We start from the raw sequence: 16,904 nt of genomic DNA, 5'->3' as shown, positions 1-16,904 counted from the left end.
TGCGCAATTCGCGCTTAGCAGCTGCCGGTGCGGCGGCCCTCCAGAGTGATCGAAAAGGGGGCATTATTCCGGAAACCCTGCGAATAGATCTGCACCAACGTACTGGATTCCTTCTTGATTTCGGTCACCCCGTGACCGGCAGCACCGCATTTATAGCTCACCCGAATTTTCTTCGGGCCGTTTTCAATCACATAACGTGTGCAGGACGCGTTGCCATGCTCGACCTGCAGCAGCAGCTCAGGATTTCCGATACAAATTTTCTTGCCGGGATCACGGGAACCGCGTTCTGTCAGCGTCCACTCGCCTTTCATCAATCCGTCGAGCACAGCCAAACCGGGCGTTTGCGCGGGTGCGGCCACCGCAAATCCGAAAAGAACGGCGGCTGTTGCGCTGATGAATTTGATCAGTTTCAAGCCTTTCATATATAATCTCCGTCCGGTTGGGTGGGTTGGTGCTATGCGTCTATTTCTGCAATAGATACGAATTGCGGCCAATATTGTTGCGAAATGCGGCAAAGAATAGGAATGTTTCGACAAACTTCGCGGATCGCTTGACCCTGCAACAGATTCAGTTGTTCAGGCTCGCGGCTGTAATCATGAATTTCTTGCTGCAAAATGCGCAATCTATTCCGATATTCCCCTCGTCGTCGACCATATCCTCCTTATCTTCTTTCGGGAAACGCGCAATTACGTCCCGGATATGGTCTTCATTACACCGGCATCCCTTAACGCACGGTTTACCGTCAAAAACCCTCACTTCGTCGCTCTCGCTGAAAAGACGCCACAAAATCTCTTCCAGCGGCAGGGCGTTGTCGGTCAGTTCCGCAGCGCGAACGCTACCGCCCATGATCTCGACATGTTCCCATTCCGGATGATCCAGCCGCACGTGAAGACGCTCGCGACCTTCCTCGCCCTCGGGAAGATGCTGGACCAGGAGACCGCCGGCGGTGATCCGATCGGCCGTTTCATCAATACCAACCCGGATAAGCGTGGGTATCTGCTCGGACTGATAGAAATAATTCTGCACCGCTTCCGCAAGATTGGCGCCTTCCAGCGGTACGATTCCCTGATTTCGCCCGCGTGGTTCCGGCTGATCGAAGGTAATCGCGAGATAGCCTTTGCCGAATAGCGCCATCAAGCTGGGCTCGACCGGCTGGGAAGCAAGCCTTTCCCGATCATAGTCGACATAGCCGCGCAGGGCTCCATCTTTATAGTCGCAAGCCAGCAGGCTGATCACACCGGCTTCCGTTTGCGCCTGCAAGGTCAGTTGCGACCCTTCATCCTTCAACAAAGAACCCAGCATCGCGGTCAGGCAAACCGCTTCCGCCAGAACATCCCGGATGATCGGCGGATATGCATGGGCCGCGAGAATGTCATCCAGCGCTGGACCGAGCCGGACGACCCGCCCGCGGCAATGTTTGCCGGGAATTGCAAAGGATAATATTCGGTCAGTCACCGCCGCATCCGTCATCAAATCTGACCGAAGCACCAGCGAAGCACGGATTTTTGCGCATGGATGCGATTTTCCGCTTCGTCCCAGACAACCGACTGCGGACCATCAATCACCGACGGCATCACTTCCTCGCCCCGATGCGCGGGCAGGCAGTGGAGGAACAAGGCATCATCCTTGGCCTGCTCCATCATCACGTCATTGACCTGATAGGGCATCATCGCGGCAAGCTTGTTGTGGACATGTTCCTGCCCCATCGAGACCCAGGTATCGGTAACGACAACATCCGCGCCCGCGACCGCTTCATTTTCGTCGCGGTGTATCGAGATGTTTGCGCCGGTAGCCTGTGCCATTTTGATGAAGTTCGGATCGGGATCATAGCCTTGCGGGCAACCGATCCGGACGTTGAATTTCATCAGACCTGCGGCTTCGACAATGCTGTTGAGCACATTATTGCCATCGCCGAGCCAGGCTATTTCCAGCCCCGGGAGCGCCTTACCATGTTCAACCAGCGTCAGCAGGTCGGCAATGATCTGGCAGGGGTGGGACAAGTCGGTCAGACCGTTGATCACCGGCACAGACGCGTTTTCCGCCATTTCCTCGATTTTCGCATGATCATCGGTGCGGATCATGATGGCATCGCACATGCGCGACAGCACCTTGGCAGTATCCGCTACGCTTTCCCCGCGCCCCAGCTGCATTGAACCGCTGTCCATCACAATGCTTGATCCGCCCAGCTGACGAATGGCAATATCAAATGACACTCGGGTCCTGGTGCTGCTCTTTTCAAAAATCATCGCCAGCGCATGATCGGCAAGCGGCTTGTCCGTATCGGCCTTGCCCTTGGGAAAACCCGTGCGCGCGGCCTTCCGGTCAATCGCATCGGATATCATGGCCGCGATCGCGTCTCCGCCGGCATCGGTGAGGTTGAGAAAATTCCGGTTCATGATGCTGTTGCCTCATAGTCTGCTGCACCGGCCGATAGTTTTTCGATGAACGTGGCGATATGGCTGTCATCAATATTCAGTGGGGGCAACACCCGTAAGGTATTGTCACCAGCAGCCACGGTCAGGAGACCGTGATTGTCACGCAGATGTGCAACGAAAGACCGGGTTTCCTGAGTCATGGTGATCCCCAGCATCAGCCCTTGGCCACGGACGCCGGTGAACAGCCCCGGATAATTGCCGATAAACTGTTCAATGGCAGCGCGCAATTTATCACCAGTCGACCGAACATTTTCCAGAAACTCGTCATTCGCGACCACGTCCCAGACCGCATTGCCAGCAGCCATTGCCAGGGGATTGCCGCCATAGGTGGACCCGTGGGTGCCGACCACCATGCCGCGGGCGGCATCTTCGGTCGCCAGGCAAGCGCCCAGCGGGAACCCACCGCCAATGCCTTTGGCGGTCGCTATAATATCGGGTTTAACGCCATAAAGCTCATGGGCATAAAGCGCGCCAGTCCGCGCGACCCCACATTGCACCTCGTCGAGCACCAGCAGAATGCCATGTTCATCGGCAAGTTCGCGCAGGCCGGTCATGAATTCCTGGGACGCCGGACGCACACCGCCTTCGCCCTGGATGGGCTCGACCATGAGCGCCGCCGTTTTATCGGTTATCGCGGCCCTGGCGCCTTCCAGATCGTCAAATTCGACATATTTAAATCCGGCGAGCAAAGGAGAAAAACCGTGGTGCATTTTTTCCTGATTGGATGCGGATATGGTCGCCATCGTGCGGCCATGAAATGCATTTTTGAACGTGATGATCTCAAACCGGTCGCTGCCGGCCGACTGATGATAGGCGCGCGCAGTCTTGATCGCGCACTCCACGGCTTCCGCACCACTGTTGGTGAAAAATACCGTATCGGCAAAGGTCGTATCAACTATGCGCTGGGCAAATTTTTCACCCTGAGGGCTACCATAGAGATTCGAGACATGCATCAATGTTGCCGCCTGGTCCTGAATCGCCTTGGTCAGATGCGGATGGCCGTGGCCAAGCAGATTGACAGCAATGCCACTGGCAAAATCCAGCGCCCGCGATCCGTCTTCCGAAATCAGCCAGGCGCCCTCGCCTCGCACCGGACGAAAACCACAACGCGGGTATACAGGCATCAATGGGGTAATCGTCATGATCGGCTTCCTTTCTCGGAAAACAGAAAAGGCGACCCGATTGGCCGCCTCTCGCATTGGACGGCTCTTATATGCAGCTTCATGAGGGCGGTCAATCGTGGTAGAATTTAGCTTCCGGCACATACCGGTTCAGCGGTCTGATTGACTTTTCTGATCATAGAGACCGGGATAATTCGTTTAGTCGACTCCCCGCGTTGCGTTATGAATTGGTGTGGAAGCTAGTGACGAACCAGAAGCACCGACATAGGAGAAATTAAAATGGATATGAAAACAACCGGCTCCCCCGAAGGTTGCCCGATGGGTTTTGATGGCGGGGTCCGCGCGCTGCTCGGAAGGCAGAACCGCGACTGGTGGCCCGGTTCCCTTCAGCTTGAAATCCTGACGCAGGGCGGCACCTCCCCCGATCCGATGGGTCCCGATTTTGACTATGCCAAAGCGTTCAAGGCGCTCGACTTAAAGGCGCTGAAAGAAGACCTGACAGCGCTGATGACCGACAGCCAGCCCTGGTGGCCGGCGGATTATGGACATTATGGTCCATTTTTCATCCGCATGGCCTGGCACGCTGCCGGCACCTATCGCACCGGCGACGGTCGCGGTGGCGCCTCGAGCGGGCAGCAGCGCTTTGCCCCGCTTAACAGCTGGCCCGATAACGGCAATCTCGACAAGGCCCGCCGCCTGCTCTGGCCGATCAAGAAAAAATATGGCGAGCATATCAGCTGGGCCGATCTTTTCGTCCTGACCGGCAATGTTGCCATCGAATCCATGGGCGGACCGGTATTCGGCTTTGGCGGCGGTCGCAAGGACGTCTACGAGCCCGAGAAAGATGTTTATTGGGGCTCCGAAGAGCAATGGGTGAACGAAGGCGTTCCGACGCGGATCAATCCCGATGAAGGCAAGGCCATGGAAAACCCGCTGGCGGCGATCCAGATGGGCCTGATTTACGTCAATCCCGAAGGCCCCGGCGGCAATCCGCATGACGCCGAAGGCATGGCGCGCGACATGAAGGAAACTTTTTCCCGCATGGCAATGAACGACGAGGAAACCGTCGCGCTGACCGCTGGCGGGCACGCTTTTGGCAAATGTCATGGCGCGATCCCGCCCGACCAACTGAGCGGCGACCCGGAATCAGGCGATCTGCACCTCATGGGATTTGGCTGGTCCACCGACCCGGACCAGATCGGCGAGGGTCATATAACCACTTCCGGCCTCGAGGGTGCGTGGACGCCGAACCCGACGCAATGGGGCGGCGACTATTTCCGGCTGTTGTTCAAATATGACTACGAGCTGGTCGAGAGCCCGGCCGGTGCCAAGCAGTGGCAACCGATCAATCCCGACCCAGAGGATATGGCCCCCGATGCCCGGGACCCTTCCAAGAAGGTGCCGACGATGATGACCACCGCCGACATGGCGCTGAAGCGGGATCCGGATTATCGCAAGATTTCCGAACGCTTCCGGGACGATCAGGCAGCGCTGGACGACGCCTTCGCCCGCGCCTGGTTCAAGCTGACCCACCGCGACATGGGCCCCAAGGTCCGTTATCTCGGACCCGAGGTGCCCGCCGAAGATCTGATCTGGCAGGATCCCGTTCCGGCGGGAACGCCAGCTTCGGACGGTGATGTTTCGGCGTTCAAGGCCAAAGTGCTCGACAGCGGTTTGTCGGTTGCAGAGCTGGTCAAGGCAGCCTGGGCTTCGGCCTCCACTTACCGCAAAAGCGACCATCGCGGCGGCGCCAATGGCGCGCGCGTGCGCCTCGCCCCGCAGAAGGACTGGAAAGCCAACGACCCGGAAGAGCTGGCCAGGGTGCTGTCGATACTCGACGATCTGCGGGGTTCGCTGTCGATGGCCGATGCCATTGTGATAGCGGGTAGCGCTGCGGTCGAGAAGGCAGCGAAGGATGCCGGGTTTGATGTCAGCGTGCCGGTCACGACGGGCCGCGGTGATGCAACGGACGAGCAGACCGATGCCGAAAGCTTCGAACCGCTCGAGCCGTTTGCCGATGGCTTCCGCAATTACTTGCAGACCAAGGCGAGCGTCAAGACCGAGGACCTGCTGGTCGACCGAGCAAATCTGCTCGATCTGTCAATCCCCGAGATGACGGTGCTGGTCGGCGGTCTGCGCGTACTTGGCGCCAACCATTCGAGCGCACCGACCGAAGGTGTGTTCACCGAGCGCGTCGGCCAGCTGACCAACGACTTCTTCGTCAACCTGCTGCACATGGGCACGGCTTGGGAAGTCGTGGACGAGTCGGGCGACGAGCTATTCATCGGCAAGTGCCGCCTCAAGGGTGAAGAGAAATGGCGCGCGACGCGGACCGATCTGGTTTTCGGATCCAACTCGCAGCTGCGTTCGGTCGCTGAAGTCTATGCCGAGGATGGCCATGAACGGAAATTCGTCGACGACTTCGTAGCGGCCTGGACCAAGGTGATGGACGCCGGTCGCTTCGATCTTGCGTAAAACAGGCCAAGCACAATACAGGGGGCCCGCTGGAGAAATTCGGCGGGCCTTTTTGCAGGGTCAGCTTGTTATAATCCCGCTTTCGCCGCTTCCCAGTTCTGCCCGTCAAATTTCCGGATACGCGGCTCCAGCCCATGATCACCGTCAAGGCAGTTAAAGTTGACGCTCCAGCAATCTGGATGGGAACGGGGCTGGTAAAAGCTTTTGACGCCGCAACGCCGACAAAAGAGATGGTCCGCCTGCCCGCTGCCAAATTTATAGCTCGTCAGCTCACCCTCGCCTTTCAGCAAGGTAAAATTTTCATGCGGGACGATCAGGTGAAGAAACCCGGTCCGGGCACAGATTGAGCAATTGCAATCGAGCAGCTCTGGCGATGTTTCAACGTTCGCCTCGAAGCAGATGGTCCCACAATGGCAACCGCCATGAACAATCGTCGCCATTATGGGGTTTCTTCTAAATTGCATATATACCGCGTTCCGTTTTCGCTGGTTTCTGAATCCAGCTCGCCCTTGGCCATTTGCGCAAAAGCGTTCAGAAACTGAATGCCCTGCGCGCCATCGCGGACCGTATCGGGCAGACCAACTCCGTCGTCGCTAACCACCAACACAGCCCCCTCCGATACAGTACGCCATTCGACCCTGATGATTCCCTTGTCGCGATCAACAAACGCATGTTTTACGGCATTGGTAACCAGTTCATTGACCAGCAACCCGACCGCGCCGGCGCGGTCGCGGGAAAGGTCGCACGGCTCCGCTGCAACCACCAGCTCTATTCGCTCGTCAAGCGCCATCGCTTCTCTCAGCGAACCGGCAAGTCGGTTCAGAAAGTCGCGCATGTCGACCACCGCGATATTATCGAGATTGTCATATCGTAAGCTCTCATAGGCTTTCGAAAGGCTATGGACCCGGCTAGCTGCCTTGCTCAGCGCAGATTTAACCTCGGCATTTTCGCTTTTTCGCTCTTGCAATGCCAACAGGCTCGACAGGATAGCAAGATTGTTTTTCACTCGGTGATCAACTTCGACAAGAAGCATGTCCCGTTCCGCAATATGCTGCTCTTTTTCAAGCACTAGCCAGCGACCGGCATTACGGGCCGCATCTCCAAGAAACACTATTATCAAACCAGTCGCTGCATTGACCAGCGTTCGCGGTCCGTCACCAGGTTCTTCGAACAAAAAACTGCCGGTCACGGGCAACACATAATACCAGGAATAAACCGTTGTAAGCACCAGGGTAAGAAAACCAGCCCGGAACCTTCCGAAAAGCGTCGCGAGCAGAACGAACGGAACATTGACGGCGAAGGGCCCTGCTCCGATGAACCAGTTGTTGATGATTTCTCGCGCCGCTGCAGCTATGCCGGTAAATATTACCGCAACCATGATTTGTACAATAAACGGCGGAATATTTGGTGTTAGATCAATCAAATCAAGCCGATTAACGCGCGCGAGCGAATTCGTGTTAAACTTACTAAACTTGCTAAACATTCACTTTGCCTTCCTGAGGTGAGGCCCGTTTACATCGGTCTGCAACTTCTGAATATAACTTAGATCGATATTCCCGTTTTATTCAGATGCAAAAGCCGCTGTAAACGCGTCGAAAAATAGCGGTTGAACGGTTCCGCCATCGTTTCGAGTTTCCCCTGCAGACGCTCAGTGGCGCTATGACAGCCACCCGCCACATCGATCATTCGCGTACTTCCAGCGTGTGGATATCGATGCGGTTCTCCAGCGTCCGGTGCACCGGACATTTTAGCGCGATTTCCAGGAGCTTTCGACGTTGCTCGTCGGTCAGGTCGCCGCGAAGGATGATCGAACGGTCGATGACGTCAATCCGGTTGTCGTCATTGTTGCAGCTGCGGCAGTCTTCGACATGTTCGCGACTATGTTCCAGTTCGACATGCACAGCCTCCAGCGGAATGCCCTTGCGATCCGCATACATTTTCAACGTCATCGACGTACAACTGCCCAGTGCCGCAAGCAGCAGATCATAAGGCGATGGTCCGCTGTCCGTGCCGCCGAAAGACTCGGGTTCATCAGCAAGAAAGACATGTTTCCCGACTCGAACCGTCTGCTGGAACTTTCCATCGGCGGTTTCGACGGTCACGAGGGACGGATTCGTCGCCATATTCTACTCCACGGTCACCGATTTTGCGAGATTGCGCGGCTGATCGACATCGGTGCCTTTGGCCACAGCGACATGATAGGCCAGCAATTGCACGGGGATGGCATAGACCAGCGGAGCGATAAGCGGATGGACCTTCGGCATTTCAATGGTGGCGATCGCACCTTCCCCCGCTTGGGCAATGCCCTCTGCATCGGAAATCAGGACAACCTGTGCGCCCCGCGCCTGCGCCTCCTGCATATTGGATACGGTTTTTTCGAACAGCGGCCCCGATGGCGCAATCACGATCAGGGGTACGGCGTCGTCGATCAACGCGATCGGCCCATGCTTCATTTCTCCCGAGGCATATCCCTCGGCATGAATATAGCTGATTTCCTTGAGCTTCAGCGCACCTTCAAGGGCCATAGGATAGTCGGTTCCACGCCCCAGATAGAGCACGTCGCGTGCCTGGGCGATGGTACCGGCCATGGCTTCTATTTCTGCATCATGGGCCATTGCTTCATTCATTGCTGCCGGAGCTTCGGTTAGATGGAAGACAATTTCGCGTTCTTCCTCCGGCGTTAACTTCCCTTTGGCCCGCGCGAGGTTGGCGGCAAAGGCGGCCATCACGGCGAGCTGACAGGTAAAGGCCTTGGTCGAGGCCACGCCGATCTCGGGACCAGCATGGGTCGACATCAGCAAGTCTACCTCACGGGCCATGGAACTGGTTGGCACATTGATAATACCGGCAGTTTTGAGACCCGCAGCCTTGCAATGCTGCAGCGCTGCCAGCGTGTCGGCTGTTTCACCCGACTGGGATATAAAAATTGCCAGCTGGTTTTCCGTCAGCACCGGATTGCGATACCGGAATTCGCTGGCGACATCGACTTCGACGGGCACACGGGCAAATTGTTCGATCCAATATTTCCCGATCATCGCTACATAGGATGATGTCCCGCAGGCGACGATCGAAATCCGGTCAAATCGCGCGAGATCAAAGCTCATATCGGGCAAGGCAACCTGCTCTTCGAGCGGTCGCAAATAGCTGTGCAGGGTTTGTGCCACCACCACCGGCTGCTCAAAAATCTCCTTCTGCATGAAGTGACGGTGATTGCCCTTTTCCATCATCGCGGCGGATGCACCGGAGATCGTGACCGGCCGGACTACCAGTTCGTTATCCTTGTCGTATATCAGGGTGTCTTCGCGGGTAATCGCGACCATATCACCCTCTTCCAGATAGACAATTTTTTGCGTGAACGGAGCCAGCGCAAGAGCATCCGATCCAAAATAATTTTCCCCATCGCCATGCCCAACCACCAGAGGTGAACCCAGGCGTGCGCCGATCAGAAGGTCCGGTTGCTGGCGAAACATGATCGCCAGAGCAAAGGCGCCGCGAAGCCTGTCCAGAGCATGACGCACCGCCACTTTCGGTTCCGCGCCCTGCTCGATCTGTTCGCTGATCATATGCGCGACAACTTCGGTATCCGTTTCGCTTTCGAACGTCCGTCCGCGTGCCAGCAGTTCCTCACGCAATTCCTTGAAATTCTCAATGATGCCATTGTGCACCAAGGCCACTTCCCGGGTGGCGTGAGGATGTGCGTTGTCGGTAGTTGGCGCGCCATGTGTCGCCCAGCGCGTGTGCGCAATGCCAATGGTCCCGCCGAGCGGTTCCTCCCGCAACACATTGACAAGATTGTCCAGCTTGCCTTCCGCGCGCCGCCGGTGAATTTGATCATCGACGATGGTCGCAACGCCAGCGCTGTCATATCCCCGATATTCCAGCCTCCGAAGCCCGTCAACCAAACGGTCGACGACCTCAGCTTTACCCACTATTCCGACAATTCCGCACATTATCCAGCTTTGTCCTTTTTCGCCTGCATGGCATTTTTAAATTTTTTTGCCCAACCCGGTTTTTCTGTTTGATCAGGCCTGGCCAACCCCAGCGCATCCGGTGAAATGTCTCTGGTAACCGCGCTGCCGGCAGCCACTATGGCCCCGTCACCAATTGTAACCGGCGCGACCAAGGCGCTGTTGGAGCCAATAAACGCGCCTTTGCCAATCACCGTCTTATATTTGAAATAGCCATCATAATTGCAGGTAATTGTACCAGCACCGATATTCGCGCCTTCCCCGACTTCGGTGTCGCCCAGATAGGTCAGATGATTGGCCTTGGCACCCTTGCGCAGAACCGCCTTTTTCATCTCGACAAAATTGCCGACTTTGGAGCCCTCTTCCATTTCCGCGCCGGGGCGCAGTCGCGCGAACGGTCCGACATTGGCATTTTTTCCAATTGTCGCGCCGGCGATATGACAATGACCATAAATGGTTGCGCCAGATTCAATGGAAACGCCGGGACCAAAGATCACATTGGGTTCTATGGTAACATCGGAAGCAATTTCCGTATCATGGGAAAACCAAACCGTCGCCGGCGCAATCAGACTAACGCCATCCGCCATCGCTTTTTCGCGGCGACGAGCCTGCCATTCACCTTCGACCGCAGCGAGTTCTGCGCGGCTGTTCACACCGGCCACTTCGGCCGGATCATCCACTTCAATCACCGCGCTGGACTGTCCGGGCAGCATGACGATGTCCGGTAGATAATATTCACCTGCCGCATTGTCGTTGCTGATCTTGTCGAGCAATATGAACAAATCGGTCGAACGGGCTGCCATCAGGCCGCTGTTGCACAGATTGACCTCGCGTTCGGCCTCGCTGGCGTCCTTATATTCCACCATCTTCTCGATCTCGCCCTGATCATCCGCGATAATCCGGCCATAAGCGCCGGCGTCATCGGGACGGAAACCAAGCACCACCGCACGTGGGTCCGATCCGTTGTTCAGACGGAAGATCATGTCGCGCATTGTGTCCGCACTGACCATCGGGACATCGCCATATAATATCAGCACATCACCGGCGAAGCCTTTGAGTGCGTCGTGCGCTTGGGCGACTGCATGGCCGGTGCCCAGCTGCTCTTCCTGTACCGCTATCGCAACATTGCGCCCCTCGACGCTCGCCTCAATCTGTTCGCGGCGCGCGCCGACGACGACAACCGTGCGCTCGACACCAATCGAATCAACCGTATCTAGCAGGTGGTGAAGCATGGGCTTGCCAGCAATCGGATGCAGAACCTTGTGCCGTTCAGATTTCATCCGGGTTCCCTGTCCGGCGGCCAGGATGATTGCGGCTAGCGGGCGGTCTGTCATCAAGGCACTCCGGAACATTAGGTCAACATCGGCCTTCTGCTCGGCCATTTACAGCGGCTCATGCCATGCAAAGCAGGGCAAATCCAGCCCGTTTGTCGCTATTTGATCACATTCAATTCGCGCTCCTGCCAGCTTTCCACCATTTCGTCCACAAATGCCGCGCGAGCATCATTGGCGGCATACGCAGCCAATGCGAACGGACGTAAAAGGCGAGCCGCGTCGCTTTGCGCGTTTGCCGACCATATCCATCCCGAGCGAGCAATCGCCGGATGTAAAGATAGTCACCGGACCTGGTCTTCCCGGCTCGATATTTATAGACGGGTGTGGCGTATAAACGAGCAGCCAGGCGGAGCGCCCGCTCCATTTCATCGACCAGTCCGTGGGTTTTGGCCCGCATTCCCAGTTCCATCCAGAATTCCTCATCCTCCTCTGAAAACTGTCGCACCAGAAGATTGATATCCCAAAGGTTCCGTAGTCCACCCGCAAGATCGCCATCGGCGAATAAATGGGCAATGGAATGCAACAGCATGTCTGCCGGTGCCATAACGTGGAGCCCGCTATCCAGTATAATGGCCTCATCCAATATTGCCTGTGCATCGGGCCTCGGGCGAGCGGTGAGCGGCAATATCGTATGATGAACGTCAATCATCCGGTCGCGCTCACGGTGGATGAGGGGCGGCAATTCATGCATGTGGTTCCGGTAATATTGGTCATCATAAGGATCGGGCTTCACCCACTCCCATCCGGCATCGAGCAACGCGGCTTCGACATCCGGAAGGTCCGCTCGCGCCACCATGATATCGAGATCACCAATGCCGCGGCCAACTCCGGCCGCCAAATCTGCGGCGACATAGGCCGTACCCTTCATCAGGACGATCTTTCCGGCATATTTAGCCAAGGCTCTTTTGGCGCAGTCGGCCTCCCACAACGCTTGCTGGCGCGCCAGCTCATGGGTTTCAATGGCATCCTGCAATACCGCACGCACGCGTTCGGGCACCGCAATATCCTCGAGTCGATGAGCCAGCGATCCAATGAGCGATTCGGCCCGCGCGACGCTTATCAGCTCGGTCCACTGACGACCGCTCAACGTTTCGACGCTTGCCGGTTCTCGCAAGGCGCGGATCAGAATGCGTGCATCCTGCATCATGGCAATTTGCTCCACAGGCCCTCGATCATTTCCTCAGCCTGACCGATCGACTGATAATCCATGGCTTTGACCGGGACATCGTCAACGAACCGGGTGAGCGCCTGAAACCCGGCTTCACCCAGAGCGACATAATTGGTGGAGGCCTGGGTCAATCGGACGTAAACTTCGGATTGCCCCATATCTCGCAGTTCCGGTGCATGACCAAAGCGGGGAAATAACAACAATGCGGGCTTCGCGGTTTCGTTCATCCGTGCAACCGCTTCCCGGCTTGGCACAAGATGCCGGATATCGCCTTTGGGAGTGGCTTTCATCTCCGGTCCGAACCGGCTGGCGGGAACCACATCCTGCATCGCGTCAATGGCGTTGTTTTTCAGACTGATCAACCGTGGAAACGGCACCACTGCTCCAGAATCCAGGTTCAGCAAGGCAAATTCATCACCCATGAAACGCCATCCACGTTCGGCCAGCATCGCAGATAATGTCGATTTACCCGAACCGGACAGGCCAGTCATGATCAACGCCTTTCCGTCTTTTTCCACACTGCTGGCATGGAGCAACAAATGCCGCCGCCAGCCAAGCGCCATTTGCAGGTTCATCCCCATCTCGGCGGCCAACAGCCCCTGTCTCAGCGGCAAGGGCGCCGCATCGGGCAACCAGAAGTCTCCGCCGATATGCACAGATGGTCGTATGAAGCGCCGCCACGGCTTTTCGGGTTCCAGGCGGACGGTAAAATCTACATGCTTGTCGGCTGGTACCGGATAATATTGGTAAAGGGCCGTCAGTTGATTCAGCGGTTCTCGCCATACCGAAGCAATCCGGAAAGTGGCTGGCCCTATTTCAAGAAATAGTTCGTGCATATCGCCCATCAGCGGGACACCCGGCATACCAGCCCCAAGATGGCCAGTTCTTCCAGACGAGCAAGAATAATTTCTTCCGCATCGACGTCGGCCTCAACCTCGAATTGATTCATCAGACGCGACGCTATTTGGCCGGCGGTAAGCGGTGCATCCTCCATGACCTGCAATATTGCGGGTACGGGATCGGCGAGCATGTGCGTGATCCCGGATGGTCGATGATATAGCAGCATCATGCTGTCCAGATCATGCCAGATCAGCTCATTTTTTGCCGCGGCCCGATATTGCTGGCTCATGATGGATTACTTGCACTTCTGTTTGCACGTACCAGCCTGATAGCAGGCATAGGTTAAAATTGGTCGGGGAAATTAACGCGGCATCTGCAGCGAAGCATAGCAGGTAAATCCACTTTGCCCGGATTGCAGTCGGCGGATGTAATTTACATAGGCCTGAGACTGGTCGTAGGATGTGCCGGGAAGCGTCCGTCCGTTCATCGCCCGCAGCACTTCCTCGCCGGTAAAGTCGCGACCGGCTGGCGGGAAGGCGCCCGGCGTGTCAGCAGTGACGACCGTACCATCCGGAGCGATAAAGCCGCCCGCAGCATGATTGCCGGGAACCGGGATTTCACAGTTGAGCACAGAACCCGCAGTTTGGGCCAGCGCAGGCTTGATACTGACGACCGCTGAAGCCGTCACCGCCCCCATCATCAAGGCGCGGCGGCGGGTGACAATTCCTTGATTCTGATCAGCATCGACCGACGGTACAGATGGAAGATCGTCTTGCATCGAAGTGCTATCCCCAGTTTCTCTTGCTTCAGATTTGATCACATAAGCAGAAATCGGGTAAAAAGCGAGTAAACAGTCCGCTGCATCAACCCGCGTCTATATTCGGGACATAGACGCCCAATTTATTAATATAGCTGCTAAATTGACGCCGCCGGTTTTGCGCTTGCCAATATTGTCATTGCCGATTCAATGGGGGACCGCCTAAACGGATGATATGATAATGTCAGAATCGGCCAGATGAGTTCAGTTTCACCCATTCGCTTGCTTGTCGCGCTGACGTTCATCGCCGGCGGAGCCCTTTTGGCGAGCCATTTGCCGCAAAGCGGGCAGCAATTCATCATCATATTCTGTACCGGCGCTATTGCGCTGTTCACCGTCCTCCAGGATCCGCCCGCACCGCCAGCGCCTGATCCCGCGCTGGTCGAAAGACAGCGCAAGCGGATACTCTATCAGGGTCGCTCGGAAGCGTATCAGGATATCATCAACCCGATTACCGACCCGATATTGCTGGTTCGCAATGCCAAGGTTGCGGCAGCCAATCCTGCTGCGGCCCAGGTTTTGGGCGATCATATCGTCGGCGAAGACGTGCGGATCGCCATTCGTCATCCGGCCGCGGCAGACCGACTCGCCAACCCCGATGCGCAGCATACCGGCGAACCGATATTGTTGGTGGGAGTTGGCAGCGCGGAGCAGCGGTGGGAATTACGGATTCATACCCTGAAAGATGGCCTGAAGCTGGTTCAGCTATCGGATCGCAGCAGCCGCTACGCCGCCGAAAGAATGCGAACGGATTTTGTTGCCAACGCCAGCCACGAGTTGCGCACGCCGCTGGCCGCGATCAAGGGGTTTCTGGAAACCCTCGAGGACCCCAAGGCCGGCAAGGACGACGAAACGCGGGCGCGCTTCCTGAAAATAATGTATGATGAAGCGGACCGGATGCAGCGACTGGTCGAGGATCTGATGTCACTTTCGCGGATTGAAGCGGAAAAGTTCGAGCTGCCGTCTGATCCGATTGACCTGAGAGACCTGGTGGAAGAAGCGCGGGACTTTTATATCAACAGTCGCGGCAAAAAGGAGAAGGATATCATAATCACTCTTCCGACCGATATTCCCAGAATTCATGGCGATCGGGCCCAACTGGCTCAGGTCCTGGCCAATCTGCTCAGCAATGCCTTCAAATATGGGAAAAAGGGCGCGCCGGTACGGATCAATGTGGCCCCCAACAAGGCCGGAACGATGTTGTCACTGTCCGTCACCGATGAAGGGGGTGGCATTGCACAGGAACATATTCCCCGGCTTACCGAACGCTTTTACCGCGTCGACAAGGGCCGCAGCAAGTCAATTGGAGGAACTGGCCTCGGGCTATCGATCGTCAAACATATTTCGGAACGGCACGGGGGGCGAATGGAGATCACCAGCGAATTGGGCAAAGGCACGACGGTATCTGTTTTGCTACCAATTGCAAACGCTTCCCCTGCCCCCTCCAAAGTGAAAAATAATTCTGAGTAAGTCATTGGAATTATTTTATTTATATCAGAACCGTCCGACGGCGAGGCGCCGTCACAAATTCGTAACATATCTGTAATGATCAAGACATTGCGCCTCCCTAAAACCCACCGCAATGATCCTGTGATTCCGGTCTCGGGCAGCGTCAGCAACAAACCAGATGCAAGTATATTGGGGATTTTTCCATGTTAAAGAAATTCGCTGTGTTGGCGATTGCCTCTCTTGGCCTGTCCGCCTGTCAGGATCAGGCTGCGGGCGGTCAGGGCGGCACCCGCACTGAAATCCGGATTGTTGGATCATCGACGGTTTTCCCATTTGCAAAAGCGGTTGCCGAGCAATTCAGCATTAGCGGCGCAAATCCATCCCCCATCTTGGAATCGACCGGAACGGGCGGCGGCATGAGCCTGTTCTGCGCTGGTGTCGGAGCGGACACTCCCGACATTGAAAATGCCTCCCGCCGGATCAAAGCATCAGAAATGGAATTGTGCCAGAAAAATGGTGTGACCGAGGTGGTTGAAGTGCAAATCGGCATCGACGGCATTGCCATTGCGCAAGCCAATGAAGGCCCGACCTTTTCGCTGACGCCGGTGCAGATATACAAAGCTATCGCTGAACGGCCGTTTGGCAAAGAAAACACAGCAAAAAAATGGTCGGATATCGATCCTTCCCTGCCGGATTTGGCGATCAGTGTTTATGGACCGCCCTCGACCTCCGGTACGCGTGATGCGCTCACTGAGCTGATCATGGAAGTGGGCTGCAAAACCGATCCCGCAACCAAAGCGCTCAAGGAAAGCGATGGCGATAAATTTGAAGCAATTTGCCACGATGTCAGAGCAGATGGTGCCTATATTGACGCTGGTGAGAATGACAATCTCATCGTTCAGAAGCTGAAAGCCAATCCCAACAGTGTCGGCATTTTTGGCTATAGCTTTCTCGAAGAAAATCTCGACAGCGTCCGCGGCATTCCGGTTTCCGGCATCAACCCGACTTATGATGCCATTGCATCAGGAGAATATCCGGGCGCACGACCGCTGTTTATCTATGTAAAAAAACAGCATGTCGGTGTCATTCCGGGGCTTCAGGACTATGTATTGGAGTTTGTCAATGCCGGTAGCAGGGACGGATATCTGGTCAAAGCGGGATTAATTGCTTCGCCAGACGCAATCAGGGAACAGATGACAGACGTCGTCACCAAAATGACGCCATTGGCCATTAGCGAACTGAAATAAGCGTTCCGGAACGGGCGTTTTGCGACAAATGATTATAATGCGGGGGCGAA

General features: G+C 56.1%; 17 protein-coding genes. 3 read left to right on the top strand and 14 right to left on the bottom strand.

Translation table 11 applies throughout. From position 1 onward, the window contains the following. Nucleotides 1–14 precede the first annotated feature (14 nt). From ACN0WX_RS10600 to ACN0WX_RS10585, 4 genes are all read right to left on the bottom strand, one after another. Nucleotides 15–422, bottom strand: coding sequence for a DUF3617 domain-containing protein (locus ACN0WX_RS10600; RefSeq protein WP_417622280.1), 408 nt, complete (start codon nucleotides 420–422; stop codon nucleotides 15–17). A 145-nt stretch (nucleotides 423–567) separates the two neighbouring features. After that, complete coding sequence (locus ACN0WX_RS10595; RefSeq protein WP_417622279.1) at nucleotides 568–1,455, bottom strand: Hsp33 family molecular chaperone HslO; 888 nt, start codon at nucleotides 1,453–1,455, stop codon at nucleotides 568–570. A 14-nt stretch (nucleotides 1,456–1,469) separates the two neighbouring features. Further along, nucleotides 1,470–2,396, bottom strand: coding sequence for an ornithine carbamoyltransferase (gene argF, locus ACN0WX_RS10590; RefSeq protein WP_417622278.1), 927 nt, complete (start codon nucleotides 2,394–2,396; stop codon nucleotides 1,470–1,472). Further along, nucleotides 2,393–3,577 carry an aspartate aminotransferase family protein gene (locus tag ACN0WX_RS10585; RefSeq protein ID WP_417622277.1) on the bottom strand — a complete coding sequence of 395 codons (1,185 nt, stop codon included), beginning with the start codon at nucleotides 3,575–3,577 and terminating at the stop codon, nucleotides 2,393–2,395. Before ACN0WX_RS10585 ends, argF begins: the two co-directional genes overlap by 4 nt. Before the next feature lie 258 nt (nucleotides 3,578–3,835). Here ACN0WX_RS10585 and katG point away from each other — a divergent pair, with 258 nt between their 5' ends. After that, on the top strand, nucleotides 3,836–6,031 hold the full coding sequence (katG, locus tag ACN0WX_RS10580; protein ID WP_417622276.1) for a catalase/peroxidase HPI: 2,196 nt from the start codon (nucleotides 3,836–3,838) through the stop codon (nucleotides 6,029–6,031). A gap of 68 nt (nucleotides 6,032–6,099) precedes the next feature. Here the strand turns inward: katG and ACN0WX_RS10575 are convergent, their stop codons facing one another. From ACN0WX_RS10575 to ACN0WX_RS10530, 10 genes are all read right to left on the bottom strand, one after another. Beyond that, nucleotides 6,100–6,471 (bottom strand): GFA family protein, encoded by a 372-nt coding sequence (locus ACN0WX_RS10575; RefSeq protein ID WP_417622275.1) that lies wholly within the window; start codon nucleotides 6,469–6,471, stop codon nucleotides 6,100–6,102. Beyond that, a complete protein-coding gene (locus ACN0WX_RS10570) occupies nucleotides 6,471–7,514 on the bottom strand; it encodes a sensor histidine kinase (RefSeq protein WP_417622274.1) in 1,044 nt (347 codons plus the stop codon). Before ACN0WX_RS10570 ends, ACN0WX_RS10575 begins: the two co-directional genes overlap by 1 nt. 59 nt (nucleotides 7,515–7,573) lie before the next feature. Beyond that, nucleotides 7,574–7,717 (bottom strand): hypothetical protein, encoded by a 144-nt coding sequence (locus ACN0WX_RS10565; protein WP_417622273.1) that lies wholly within the window; start codon nucleotides 7,715–7,717, stop codon nucleotides 7,574–7,576. Beyond that, entirely contained in the window at nucleotides 7,714–8,154 is a 441-nt protein-coding gene (locus ACN0WX_RS10560; RefSeq protein ID WP_417622272.1) for an OsmC family protein, read from the bottom strand. Before ACN0WX_RS10560 ends, ACN0WX_RS10565 begins: the two co-directional genes overlap by 4 nt. A 3-nt stretch (nucleotides 8,155–8,157) precedes the next feature. Further along, nucleotides 8,158–9,981: a glutamine--fructose-6-phosphate transaminase (isomerizing) gene (gene glmS, locus ACN0WX_RS10555; RefSeq protein ID WP_417622271.1), complete on the bottom strand. Its 1,824-nt coding sequence runs from the start codon at nucleotides 9,979–9,981 to the stop codon at nucleotides 8,158–8,160. Continuing rightward, entirely contained in the window at nucleotides 9,981–11,333 is a 1,353-nt protein-coding gene (gene glmU / locus ACN0WX_RS10550) for a bifunctional UDP-N-acetylglucosamine diphosphorylase/glucosamine-1-phosphate N-acetyltransferase GlmU (RefSeq protein ID WP_417622270.1), read from the bottom strand. Before glmU ends, glmS begins: the two co-directional genes overlap by 1 nt. A 112-nt stretch (nucleotides 11,334–11,445) precedes the next feature. Next, nucleotides 11,446–12,477: a nucleotidyltransferase family protein gene (locus tag ACN0WX_RS10545; protein WP_417622445.1), complete on the bottom strand. Its 1,032-nt coding sequence runs from the start codon at nucleotides 12,475–12,477 to the stop codon at nucleotides 11,446–11,448. Then, nucleotides 12,477–13,364 (bottom strand): HprK-related kinase A, encoded by an 888-nt coding sequence (locus tag ACN0WX_RS10540; RefSeq protein ID WP_417622269.1) that lies wholly within the window; start codon nucleotides 13,362–13,364, stop codon nucleotides 12,477–12,479. The genes ACN0WX_RS10545 and ACN0WX_RS10540 overlap by 1 nt, the downstream gene beginning before the upstream one ends. Continuing rightward, nucleotides 13,346–13,630 (bottom strand): HPr-rel-A system PqqD family peptide chaperone, encoded by a 285-nt coding sequence (locus ACN0WX_RS10535; RefSeq protein WP_417622268.1) that lies wholly within the window; start codon nucleotides 13,628–13,630, stop codon nucleotides 13,346–13,348. Before ACN0WX_RS10535 ends, ACN0WX_RS10540 begins: the two co-directional genes overlap by 19 nt. Before the next feature lie 72 nt (nucleotides 13,631–13,702). Further along, on the bottom strand, nucleotides 13,703–14,119 hold the full coding sequence (locus ACN0WX_RS10530) for a hypothetical protein (RefSeq protein WP_417622267.1): 417 nt from the start codon (nucleotides 14,117–14,119) through the stop codon (nucleotides 13,703–13,705). Nucleotides 14,120–14,356: 237 nt separating this feature from the next. Here ACN0WX_RS10530 and ACN0WX_RS10525 point away from each other — a divergent pair, with 237 nt between their 5' ends. Further along, nucleotides 14,357–15,628, top strand: a complete 1,272-nt coding sequence (locus tag ACN0WX_RS10525) for a sensor histidine kinase (RefSeq protein ID WP_417622266.1) — start codon at nucleotides 14,357–14,359, stop codon at nucleotides 15,626–15,628. Nucleotides 15,629–15,810: 182 nt separating this feature from the next. Then, entirely contained in the window at nucleotides 15,811–16,854 is a 1,044-nt protein-coding gene (locus ACN0WX_RS10520) for a substrate-binding domain-containing protein (protein ID WP_417622265.1), read from the top strand. Nucleotides 16,855–16,904: the final 50 nt, after the last annotated feature.

It is taken from the genome of Parasphingorhabdus sp. (genome assembly GCF_048269915.1).
GTDB lineage: Bacteria > Pseudomonadota > Alphaproteobacteria > Sphingomonadales > Sphingomonadaceae > Parasphingorhabdus.
This window is presented reverse-complemented; position numbering and strand designations above follow the sequence as displayed.